Origin of the sequence: Streptomyces sp. NPDC047042, assembly GCF_040644035.1 — a bacterium.
Lineage (GTDB): Bacteria > Actinomycetota > Actinomycetes > Streptomycetales > Streptomycetaceae > Streptomyces.
On record NZ_JBEYVP010000005.1, the window covers coordinates 269,017 to 280,838 of the forward strand.

8 protein-coding genes and 1 pseudogene are annotated in these 11,822 nt (G+C 69.9%); 8 read left to right on the top strand and 1 reads right to left on the bottom strand.

Annotated elements, in window-relative coordinates:
* The first annotated feature begins 76 nt into the window (after window positions 1–76).
* The 6 genes and pseudogenes from ABZ855_RS07585 (at window position 77) to ABZ855_RS07610 (ending at window position 7,394) form a co-directional block, all read left to right on the top strand.
* Entirely contained in the window at window positions 77–1,447 is a 1,371-nt protein-coding gene (locus tag ABZ855_RS07585) for an MFS transporter (protein WP_360802488.1), read from the top strand.
* The gene (locus ABZ855_RS07590) at window positions 1,444–2,841 is read left to right on the top strand and encodes a prolyl oligopeptidase family serine peptidase (RefSeq protein ID WP_360802491.1); all 1,398 of its coding nucleotides are present in this window, start codon (window positions 1,444–1,446) and stop codon (window positions 2,839–2,841) included. Before ABZ855_RS07585 ends, ABZ855_RS07590 begins: the two co-directional genes overlap by 4 nt.
* The gene (locus ABZ855_RS07595; protein ID WP_360802494.1) at window positions 2,838–3,587 is read left to right on the top strand and encodes an IclR family transcriptional regulator; all 750 of its coding nucleotides are present in this window, start codon (window positions 2,838–2,840) and stop codon (window positions 3,585–3,587) included. The genes ABZ855_RS07590 and ABZ855_RS07595 overlap by 4 nt, the downstream gene beginning before the upstream one ends.
* Window positions 3,588–3,932: 345 nt before the next feature.
* Entirely contained in the window at window positions 3,933–5,183 is a 1,251-nt protein-coding gene (locus tag ABZ855_RS07600) for a transposase (protein ID WP_360802497.1), read from the top strand.
* 256 nt (window positions 5,184–5,439) lie between these two features.
* A pseudogene (locus tag ABZ855_RS07605) lies at window positions 5,440–5,802 on the top strand (L,D-transpeptidase); the annotation flags it as partial.
* Between the two features lie 182 nt (window positions 5,803–5,984).
* The gene (locus tag ABZ855_RS07610; protein ID WP_360802500.1) at window positions 5,985–7,394 is read left to right on the top strand and encodes a glycoside hydrolase family 16 protein; all 1,410 of its coding nucleotides are present in this window, start codon (window positions 5,985–5,987) and stop codon (window positions 7,392–7,394) included.
* On the opposite strand, the gene ABZ855_RS07615 is transcribed toward ABZ855_RS07610, so the two are convergent.
* Entirely contained in the window at window positions 7,378–8,376 is a 999-nt protein-coding gene (locus ABZ855_RS07615) for an AraC family transcriptional regulator (RefSeq protein ID WP_360802502.1), read from the bottom strand. The genes ABZ855_RS07610 and ABZ855_RS07615 overlap by 17 nt on opposite strands.
* A gap of 146 nt (window positions 8,377–8,522) precedes the next feature.
* On the opposite strand from ABZ855_RS07615, the gene tkt reads away from it, so the two are divergent.
* Together tkt and tal are read left to right on the top strand one after the other, a co-directional pair.
* Window positions 8,523–10,598, top strand: a complete 2,076-nt coding sequence (gene tkt, locus ABZ855_RS07620) for a transketolase (RefSeq protein ID WP_360802505.1) — start codon at window positions 8,523–8,525, stop codon at window positions 10,596–10,598.
* A 19-nt stretch (window positions 10,599–10,617) separates the two neighbouring features.
* Window positions 10,618–11,766, top strand: a complete 1,149-nt coding sequence (gene tal / locus ABZ855_RS07625) for a transaldolase (RefSeq protein WP_360802508.1) — start codon at window positions 10,618–10,620, stop codon at window positions 11,764–11,766.
* Window positions 11,767–11,822 lie beyond the last annotated feature (56 nt).

Below are 11,822 nucleotides of genomic sequence, written 5' to 3' on the forward strand. Positions count from 1 at the left end.
CTAACTTCACCTGGGCACCGGTTCGGTTTCCCCCGCCGGTGACGTCCCCCACGACATCGGCATCAGGGAGCTTCCCGTGCAGCCGTCCCGCTCGCCCTCCACCCCCACCTCTCAACTCCCCCCGGACACAAGGGAGTTGCGCCGCGTCGCCCTGTCCGGACTGCTCGGCACCACCGTCGAGTTCTACGACTTCCTCGTGTACGGCACGGTCGCCGCGCTCGTCTTCGGCGATCTGTTCTTCCCCCAGGCGGACCCCGCGGTCGGCACCATCGCCGCCTTCGGCACCTTCGCCGCGGGCTATGTCGCCCGGCCGCTCGGCGGCATCGTCTTCGGCCACTTCGGCGACCGGCTCGGCCGCAAGTCGATGATGCTGCTGACGATGGTCCTGATGGGCTGCGGCAGCTTCCTCATCGGGCTGCTGCCGACCTACGACGCGATCGGCGTCTGGGCCCCCGTCCTGCTGGTCGCCCTCCGGGTCGTCCAGGGCCTCGCGATCGGCGGCGAGTGGGGCGGCGCGACCCTCATGGTCGTCGAACACGCCGAACGTACCCAGAGTTCCCGGCGCGGCCTGTGGTCCAGTGCCACCCAGCTCGGTGCCCCGCTCGGCTCCGTGCTCTCCGCCGGTGTGGTCACCCTCGTCTCCACCCTGCCCGACGAGCAGTTCCGCTCCTGGGGCTGGCGCATACCGTTCCTGCTCAGCTTCGTCCTGCTCGGCGTCGGCCTGTTCGTCCGGCTGCGGGTCGCGGAGAGCCCCCTGTTCGCCGAGGGCAGGCGGGAGACCTCCGCCAGGCCGCCGGTGCTCGAGGTGCTGCGCCGCCCGAAGCCGGTGCTGCTCGCCTGCTGTGTGGGCATCGGCGCCTTCACCGCCCAGTCACTGCTGACCGGCTTCATGATCTCCTACGCCACCGAGAACGGTCACAGCCGCTCGCAGGTCCTCACCGCCGTGACCATCGCCTCCTGCGTGGCGCTGGTCGTCCTGCCCACCGCCTCCGCGCTCACCGACCGCGTCGGCCGCCGCCCGGTGGTCCTCGCCGGTGCCCTCGCCTCGGCCGCGCTCGCCTTCCCCGTGCTGTGGCTGGTCGACTCCGGCTCGCCCGGACTGCTGATCCTCGCCCTTGTCCTCGGTCACGGCATCGCCCAGTCCACGATGTACGGGCCGCTGGGCGCCCTGTTCTCCGAGATGTTCGGCACGAAGGTGCGCTACACGGGCGCCTCGCTCGGCTACCAGGCGGCGACCCTGGTCGGCGCCGGGTTCTCGCCGCTGATCGCGACCAGCCTGCTCGCCTCGAACGGCGGCGGCAGTACGCCGGTGTCGCTGCTGCTGTGCGGCGGCGCGCTGATCACGGCGGTCACCGTGTGGCGGATGCCCGAGACCCACACCGACACGCTCGACACCCCCGTCCCCCTCCCGCAACAGCAGCCCGCTCCCGAAGGGATCCGCCCGTGAACTCCCGCACTCTCGTCCTCCTCGCCGCGGCCTTAGTCACCACCCTCACCACGCTCTCGCCGTCCGCCCAGGCCGCCGCGCCCGCCGAGCGCGTGGAGGGCACCCTCCCCTCCGGCGCGACCTATCTGATGGACATGCCGGCCGACTGGAACGGGACGGTGCTGCTGTTCAGCCACGGCTACCGCACCGTCGGGGACCCCAACCCGGCCCAGAACGCGCCGACTCCGGACGTCCAGCAGCGGCTCGTCGACGCCGGTTACGCGCTCATCGGATCGTCGTACGCGTCCAGTGGATGGGCCGTCACCGACGCCGTACCGGACCAGCTGGCCACGCTCGACGTGTTCACCCGGCGGTTCGGCGAGGCCCGGCGCACGATCGCCTGGGGCCGGTCCTACGGTGGCCTCGTGACGACAGCCCTGGCCGAACGCCACGCCGACCGCTTCGACGGCTCGCTGTCGATGTGCGGTCTGGTGCAGGGCGGGGTGGCCAACTGGAACAGCACTCTCGACCCCGTCTTCGCCCTGCGTACGCTCCTCGCCCCGGACTCGGGCATCCAGCTCACCGGATTCGCCGACCAGGCCGCCGCCAAGTCGGCCGCGAGCGCCCTCTCCGCGAAGGTCACCGACGCCCAGCGGACGCCGGAGGGCCGGGCCCGGATCGCGCTCGCCGCCGCGCTGCACAACATCCCCGGCTACAGCGACGCCGCACAGCCCGTCCCCGGGCCCACCGACTGGGACACCCAGCAGGCCAACCAGTACGCGGCGGTCACCGGCCTGATCCTCAGTCCCGCCTCCGTCCGGCGCCAGGAGGCGGAATCCCGGGCCGGCGGCAACTTCTCCTGGAACACGGGCGTCGACTACACCCGGATGCTGCGCGAGTCCTCGGTATACAAGGAGGTCACCGAGCTGTACAAGAAGGCGGGACTGTCCTTGCGCGACGACCTGAAGACGCTGAACAAAGCCCCCCGGATCAGCGCCGACCCCGCCGCCGTGAAGTGGATGAGCCGGACCAGCTCGTTCACCGGCCGCCTCACCGATCCCCAGCTGAACATCCACACCACCGGCGACGGACTGGTCCCCGTACAGGTGGAGAGCGCCTACCGGCGGGCGGCCAACGCGGCCGGCGCGGGCAAGCTGCTGAGCCAGGCCTATGTCGACGCCCCCGGCCACTGCACGTTCAACACCCCGGAGACGATCGCCGCCCTGCACACCTTGGAGCACCGCCTGGACACGGGACGCTGGGACACCTCCGCGAGCGTCCTCAACTCCCGCGCGGCGCAAGCGGATTCAGCGACCCCGTCCCGCTACGTGACCTACCGGCCGACGCAGTACCCGCGCCCCTACGACCTGGCGCGCAACCACGCCTCGACCCCTCCGGGAGCTGCCCGCCCATGACCGTCCGCTCCGCGCCCGACCGGCTGCTGTCCGTGCTCAGTGCCTTCGACCACGAGCACCCGGCACTCTCCCTCACGGACATCAGCCGGCGGGCCGGGCTGACCCTCACCACCACCCACCGTCTCGTGGGCGCCCTCGCCGACTGGGGCGCCCTGGAGCGGGACGAGGCCGGCGTCTACCACGTCGGCCTCAGGCTGTGGGAGGTCGCGGCGCTCGCTCCGCGCGGGCTGGCACTGCGGCAGATCGCGCTGCCGTATCTGGAGGACCTGTACGAAGCGACGCACGAGAACGTGCAGTTGGCGGTGCGGGACGGCGGCGAGGTCGTCTACATCGAGTGGCTGTCGGGCCGTTCGGCGGTCGGGGTGCACATCCGGGTCGGCGCCCGCTGGCCCCTGCACGCCACCGGCGTCGGCCTGGCCCTCCTCGCCCACGGCGATCCGGAGCTCCAGAACCACTACTGCGAGGGCCAGTTGGTCTCCTTCACCCCGCACACGATCACCGACCCGGCCAAGTTGCGCCGCGTCCTGGCCGAAGTCCGGCGCACCGGCGTCGCGGTGAGCAGCCGTCAGGTCACCGACGACGCCCTCTCGGTGGCGGCCCCGGTACGCGGTCCTGGCGGCACGGTGACCGCCGCGGTGTCGGTCGTGGTGCCGTACGTCGACGCCCAGGTCCCGGTGCTGGTGCCGGCGGTACGGCTGGCGGCGCGGGGCATCTCCAGGGCGCTGGGGTGGCAGCCGGAGCAGTAGCACTGAGTCCGCGTCGCGCGTCCTTACCGGAATCTCAGACGGCGGGCGCCCTTTTCAAAGACCAAACCCATACAGAAGATGCACGATGCACGCTCATCGTCGATCACTTCCTGGTCGTTCAGCGACATTCTTGCGAGGAACCCCAGGCGTTTACTCCTGGGAGGAATCGCATCGTGTGGTGGCGACGCGGAGCGTCGCGGTGTCTGGGAGGTCGGGCACGGAGCGCCCGCAGGGCTGTCCGGCGGAGCCGGGCGATATCGAACGTACGGCCGGTGTGTCACTGAATGGTGGGACGGGTGTACGGAGCCGTCCGTGTGTGTGGGCGGGTGTGTAGGTTCGGGTGTCATGAAGCTGGTGGTGCAGGTCAAGCTGTTGCCGACGCCCGTACAGGCGGCGGCGCTTGAGGCGACCCTGCACGCCTGCAACGAGGCCGCGTCCTGGGCGTCGGAGGTAGCCTTCGTCAAGGATGTGAAGCGGAACTTCGCGCTGCGCGAGCACACCTACGCCGAGGTCAGGCAGAGGTGGGGGCTCGGCTCTCAGGCGGCCCAGCACGTGATCAAGAAGACGTGTGACGCCTACCGGACGCTGGCGGCGAACCTGAAGGCCGGGAACCTGGGCAGGCCGTGGTCGAAGCGGTACCGGCGAGCCACCGGGAAACCGATCACGTTCCGCCCGGAGGGCGCGCAGCCCTATGACGACAGGATGCTGTCCTGGCAGCTCACCGCCCGGACCGTTTCCCTCTGGACCCTGTCCGGGCGGATGAAGCAGGTGGCGTTCACCGCCTCCCCGGAACAGCTGGCCCGCCTGACCCTGTACCGCAAGGGCGAGTCCGACCTCGTCGCGCGGGACGGCATGTGGTTCCTGCAGGCCACCTGCGAGATCCCCGAAGCGGCCCTGAACACCGATCCCGACGGATTCCTCGGCATCGACCTGGGAATCGTGAACATCGCCACCACCTCCGACGGCCAGATCATTGCCGGACGTTCCCTCAACCGGGGACGGCTGCGCGAACGCACCCTGCGCACCAAACTGCAGAAGAAGAACACCCCCTCCGCCAAGCGTCGCCTGAAGAAGCGCAGGCGCAAGGAGGCCCGGCGGACGAAGGACATCAACCACAAGATCGCGAAACATGTGGTGGCCGAGGCAGAACGCACCGGTCGCGGAATCGCCCTGGAAGAACTGACGGGCATCCACGAACGGGTACGGCTTCGCAAGCCCCAACGGGCCACCCACTCCTCCTGGGCCTTCGCCCAGCTGGGGTCGTTCATCGCGTACAAGGCCAAGAGGGCCGGGGTGCCGGTGGTGTATGTCGATCCGGCGTACACCTCCCGCACCTGCGCCGAGTGCGGCCACATCGACAGAGCGAACCGGGTCTCCCAGGCCTGGTTCGCGTGCCGGTCCTGCGGATTCGTTGATCACGCAGACCGCAACGGCTCCCGCAACATCCGCGCACGCGCGGAAGAGTTGTGGCGACGCGGGGCGCCGTCAACCGCCCCAGACCCACCCCCGACACCCGAGGGCGGGACCGGACGCAAGCGCAGCACCACAACCAGTGGCGCCCGCTGTGCAAGCCCGGGTTTAGTCCCGGGTCGTTGATAAAGGCGTGCTGTGGGTGTTGCGCACATATCCGACCCGTCCGAACAGGGCGGTCGGCCGTCGCCGAACTGGTCGCGACGCCGGATCCTCACCGCGCTCGGAGCCGTCCCGGCCGCCGCGCTGACCGGCTGCAGCGGTTCCCCGAACGCCTCGGAGACGGCATCCGGCGCGAGCGCGTCGACGAAGGCGGCCAGGAAGGCCGTCGTCACCGTCACCCCCGCCGACGGTACGCGGCACGCCGACTTCACCGCCCCCGTCGAGGTCACGGTCGCCGGCGGCACTCATGGAGTCCTCGACGGTCGGGCTCGGCGACGAGTACGACATCCCGGACGTCCCGCACGCCCAGCGTCTCACCACCTCCGGCACCTTCGTGCACGGCAACTACTGGGCCCCGACCTCGGTGTTCGGCAGCAGCAACACCAGCCACGGCTGTGTCGGCCTGCACGACGCGAAGGGCGCGAACGACTCCACCGTGCCGGGTTACGAGTTCTACGACGGCTCCATGATCGGTGACGTGGTCGTCGTCGAGAACTCGGGCGAGGTGACGGTCGACCCGGCCAACGGGCTCAACGGCTGGAACATGTCCTGGTCCGACTGGAAGGCGGGCAGCGCGATCTGAGGCGTGTCCCGTCAGCACATTCATGTCTTCATCGGGTGAACTCACCTGTGGCGGAAGGAATTTCCGGGTTTCACCTCTTGACGGCCGGAGTCACCGGGAGCACATTGGGCCCACTTTGAGAGCGCTCTCAAGCTTTCTCGAAGGCACCCGCGCACCCCCACTCCGTACCCGAAGAGGCACCCATGAGGGACACTTCAGGCACTTCGCTCACTTCAGGCCCACCCGTCGGTCGCGGCCCGCTCCGGCGCGTGCTCGTCGCCGTCGGCGCCGTCCTCAGCCTCGCGGCAGCCGCCGTGTCGGTGGCCCAGGCGGACGCGCCGACGCCGCCCACCGGCTGGACGCAGGTCTTCCTCGACGACTTCAACGGCGCCGCCGGGACCGGCGTCAACACCACCAACTGGCAGTACGCGACCGGGACTTCGTATCCCGGCGGCCCCGCCAACTGGGGCACCGGCGAGATCGAGACGATGACGAACAGCACGAGCAACGTCTCGCTCGACGGCAGCGGCAACCTCAGGATCACCCCGGTGCGCAACTCCGCCGGTAACTGGACCTCGGGCCGCATCGAGACCAACCGCACCGACTTCCAGCCCCCGGCCGGCGGCAAGCTGCGCGTCGAGGCCCGCCTCCAGGTGCCGAACGTCACCGGCGCGGGCGCTCTCGGCTACTGGCCCGCGTTCTGGATGCTCGGGGCGCCCTACCGGGGCAACTACCAGAACTGGCCGAGCGTCGGCGAGCTGGACATCATGGAGAACACCCAGGGGCTCAACACCATCTGGGGCACCATGCACTGCGGTTCGAGCCCGGGCGGCCCCTGCAACGAGACGACCGGCATCGGCGGCACCACCAGCTGCGCCGGCACGACCTGCCAGGCCGGTTTCCACACCTACCGTATGGAGTGGGACCGTTCGGTGAGCCCGGAGGCGATCCGCTTCTACGTCGACGGCACCAACTACCACACGGTGACCGCGAACCAGGTCGACGCGACGACCTGGGCGAACGCCACGAACCACGGCTTCTTCATCATCCTGAACGTGGCGATGGGCGGCGCGTTCCCCAACGCGTTCGGCGGCGGTCCTGACGCGAACACGGTGTCCGGGCGTCCGATGGTCGTCGACTATGTGCAGGTGCTCCAGTCGACCACCGGCGGCGGCACGACCACACCTCCGCCGACCGGCACCCGGGACGCGTACAGCGCCGTGCAGGCCGAGTCGTACAACAGCCAGTCGGGCACCAGCACGGAGACCACCACCGACACCGGCGGCGGGCAGAACATCGGTTCGCTCGCGAACGGCGACTGGGCGCTCTACCAGAACGTCAACTTCGGTTCGTCGGCCGCGACCCAGTTCGTCGGCAGGGTCGCGAGCGGTGCCGGGTCGGGCGTGAGCGGACTGGTCGAGGTACGCCTCGACAGCCGTACGGCCACCCCGATCGGCAGCTTCTCCATCGGCAACACCGGTGGCTGGCAGAGCTGGCGGACGGTGCCGGCGAACATCAGCTCCGTCACCGGCACCCATGACGTCTATCTGACCTTCACCAGCGGTCAGCCGCAGGACTTCGTGAACGTGAACTGGTTCAACTTCGGTCACTGACCGGGGTGTTGTAGGGCATTGAGGGAGGGGCGGGCCGGCCGGTCCGCCCCTCCCCGCGTTCTCCGCGCTCTCCGCGCAGCTCGGCGCGGAACGCCACCGGCGTGGTCCCGGTGTGCAGTTGGAAGAACTTGGAGAAGTTCGCCGCGTCGGGAAAGCCGACGGCCGCGCCCACGCGCCCGATCGGCAGGGACGTGTGCGCCAGCAGACGCTTGGCCTCCAGGGTCACCCGCTTGTCGATGAAGCCCTTGGGCGTCTCACCGGTCGCCGCGCGCACCGCGCGAACGAGGGTGCGGCGGGAGTAACCCAGGGCGTCGGCGTACGCGCTGACGCTGTGGTTGGTGGCGAAGCCCTTCTCCACCGCGTCCCGGAACAGGGTGAACGTGGTGTCGGCCGGTCCGCGTGGCGCCCGCCCGGAACTCGCGGCGAGATGGGAGAGCCGCAGCAGGAACGCGGTGAGCGAGTGGCGCAGTACCGAGGTGTGCAGGCCGATCGGGAGCGTGGCCGTGTCCTCGTACTCACGGCCCAGCTGGGCCAGAGCCGCCCGCAGGCCCGCGAGTTGGGGTTCGTCGGGGCGCAGCAGCGGGGGCAGGTCGTAGCGGTAGAGACCGGTCTCCTCGACCGTGGCCCGGGGCAGGAAACCGGGTTGCATGGTGAGGACGGTGCCGTGGTACCCGCTGGTGCGGGAGAAGCGATGGACCTGACCCGGGCGGATCCACAGCAGGTCGCCCGCTGTCGCCTCGTGTTCGGCGAAGTCGACCATGTGGGTCACCGGGCCGTCGTCGAACAGCATCACGATGTGGAAGTCGATGCGGTGGACGCGCTCCAGCGGGGCGTCCTCGTGCCAGGTGCGGTCGGGTGACATCGCGCCGACCCGCATGCCCACACCGAGGACGCTCAGATCGACAGGGAAGGGAAACGTCCTGATGCCGTCACCGTCTTGGCCCGCGCCCGGGACGCCGCCTTGGGATGTTCTGTCCGTCATGTCCTTCTCTTGCCGCGTCGACCCGAGCCGCCGTGTCCCACATTCACCACAGGGTGACACACAGGCACCTGGCCCCGTAAAAGTCAGACTTTTAAGTTTGAACGCGTCCGAGCAGTTCATCCACCTCGACCGAGGACTTCTTGAAGATGAGTACGCAGACATCCGACAGCCTCCAGTGGACCGATCTCGACCAGCGCGCCGTCGACACGGCTCGCGTACTCGCGGCCGATGCCGTACAGAAGGTCGGCAACGGCCACCCCGGCACCGCGATGAGCCTGGCCCCGGCCGCGTACACGATCTTTCAGAAGGTGATGCGACACGACCCCGCGGATCCCGAGTGGACGGGCCGTGACCGATTCGTCCTCTCCCCCGGCCACACCTCTCTGACGCTCTACACCCAGCTGTTCCTGTCCGGGTACGAGCTGGAGCTCGACGACCTCAAGGCGTTCCGCACCCACGGTTCGAAGACGCCCGGCCATCCGGAGTACGGCCACACGGCCGGCGTCGAGACCACCACCGGTCCGCTCGGCCAGGGTGTCGCCAACGCGGTCGGCATGGCGATGGCCGCCCGCTACGAGCGCGGCCTCTTCGACCCGGAGGCCCCCGAGGGCACCTCACCCTTCGACCACATGGTCTGGGCGATCGTCTCCGACGGCGACCTGGAGGAGGGCATCTCGGCCGAGGCGTCCTCGCTGGCCGGCCACCAGAAGCTCGGCAACCTCGTCTTCGTCTACGACGACAACCACATCTCCATCGAGGGCGACACGGCGACGGCGTTCTCCGAGGACGTGCTGAAGCGGTACGAGGCGTACGGCTGGCACGTACAGCGGATCGAGCCCGAACTCGGCGGCGACATCGACGTTCGCGCGCTGTACACGGCGCTCGAACAGGCGCGGGCCGAGACCACGCGCCCCTCGATCATCGCGATGCGCACGATCATCGCCTGGCCCGCGCCGAACGCCCAGAACACCGAGGCGGCCCATGGCTCGGCCCTCGGCGCCGACGAGATCGCGGCCACCAAGCGCGTCCTCGGCTTCGACCCGGAGCAGACCTTCGAGGTCGCCGACGAGGTACTCGCCCACGCCCGCCAGGCCCTCGACCGGGGCGCCGAGGCGCACGCGGCCTGGGACAAGCGGCTCGCCGAGTGGCGTACCGCGCAGCCGGAGCGGGCCAAGCTGTTCGACCGGGTCGTGGCAGGTCAGCTGCCCGACGGCTGGGAGGACGCGCTGCCGGTGTTCGAGGAGGGCACGTCAGTCGCCACGCGTGCCGCGTCCGGCAAGGTGCTCCAGGCCCTGGGCCCGGTCCTGCCCGAGCTGTGGGGCGGCTCGGCCGACCTGGCCGGCTCGAACAACACGACCATCGACAAGACCTCGTCCTTCCTCCCGAAGGGCAACCCGCTGCCTGAGGCCGACCCTTACGGCCGCACGATCCACTTCGGGATCCGCGAGCACTCGATGGCCGCCGAGATGAACGGCATCGCCCTGCACGGCAACACCCGTGTCTACGGCGGCACCTTCCTGGTGTTCTCCGATTACATGCGCAACGCCGTACGGCTGTCGGCGCTGATGCAGCTGCCGGTGACCTATGTCTGGACGCACGACTCCATCGGCCTCGGCGAGGACGGCCCGACGCACCAGCCGGTCGAACACCTGGCCTCCCTGCGCGCCATCCCGGGCCTGAACATCGTCCGCCCGGCCGACGCCAACGAGACGGCCGTCGCCTGGGCCGAGATCCTCAGGCGGCACGCCACGAACCCGGCCCCGCACGGTCTGGCGCTCACCCGGCAGGGTGTGCCGACGTACGCCCGCAACGAGGATGCCGCGAAGGGCGGTTACGTCCTGCGGGAGGCCTCCACCGGCACCCCGGACGTCGTCCTGATCGCCACCGGCTCCGAGGTCCAGCTCGCCGTCGCCGCCCGCGAGGCGCTGGAGGCCGAGGGCGTGGGTACGCGGGTGGTGTCGATGCCGTCCGTGGAGTGGTTCGAGGAGCAGCCGGCCGAGTACCGGGCGAGCGTCCTTCCGCCGTCAGTGAAGGCGCGCGTGGCGGTGGAGGCGGGCATCGGTCTGACCTGGTACCGCTACGTCGGTGACGCAGGACGCATCGTCTCCCTCGAGCACTTCGGCGCCTCCGCCGACGCCAAGACCCTGTTCGCCGAGTACGGCTTCACCGCCGAGAACGTGGCCGCGGCCGCCAAGGAATCCCTCGCGGCAGCCCGCGGTTGATCCGAACGCCAGAAAGAAGATGATCACAGTGACCACCGAAACGACCATCACCGCGGGACCGCTCAAGCGCCTGTCCGACGAGGGCGTCTCGATCTGGCTGGACGACCTTTCACGGAGGCGGATCACCTCCGGCAACCTCGCCGAACTCATCGACACACACCATGTGGTCGGCGTGACCACCAACCCGTCGATCTTCCAGGCCGCCATCGGCTCCGGCGAGGGCTACGAGGAGCAGCTCGCCGACCTGGCCGTGCGCGGCGTCACGGTCGACGAGGCCGTACGGATGATGACCACCGCCGACGTCCGGGCCGCCGCCGACATCCTGCGCCCGGTGTACGACGCCACGGCGGGCCGGGACGGGCGGGTGTCGATCGAGGTCGACCCGCGTCTCGCCCATGAGACGGCCGCAACGATCGCCGAGGCCAAGCAGCTCGCCTGGCTGGTGGACCGGCCCAACGTGATGATCAAGATCCCGGCGACGAAGGCGGGCCTGCCCGCCATCACCGAGGTCATCGGCCTCGGGATCAGCGTCAACGTCACGCTGATCTTCTCGCTGGAGCGCTACCGCGAGGTCATGGCCGCCTATCTGGCCGGCCTGGAGAAGGCGCAGGCCGCGGGCATCGACCTGGCCTCGATCCACTCCGTCGCCTCCTTCTTCGTCTCCCGCGTCGACTCCGAGATCGACAAGCGCCTGACCGTGCTCGGCACGGACGAGGCCCTCGCCCTCAAGGGCAGGGCGGCACTGGCCAACGCGCGGCTCGCCTACGAGGCGTACGAAGAGGTCTTCGGTGGGGCGCGCTGGACGGCCCTGGGCGGCGCCCACGCCAACAAGCAGCGTCCGCTGTGGGCCTCGACCGGCGTCAAGGACCCCGCGTACAAGGACACCCTGTACGTGGACGAGCTGGTCGCGCCCGGCACCGTCAACACGATGCCTGAGGCCACTCTCAACGCGACCGCCGACCACGGCGACATCCACGGCGACGCGGTGAGCGGCGGTTACGCCCAGGCCCGCGCCGATCTCGCGGCCGTCGAGCGGCTCGGGATCTCGTACGACGAGGTCGTGACCCTGTTGGAGGACGAGGGCGTCACCAAGTTCGCGACCGCCTGGAACGACCTGCTGGACGCCGTCACCAAGTCGCTGAACAGCAAGGGAGTTGACGGGGAATGAGCGAGGAGACCACCACCGCGCCGGCCGAGACACAGACAGAGGCGGCGACGGAGACG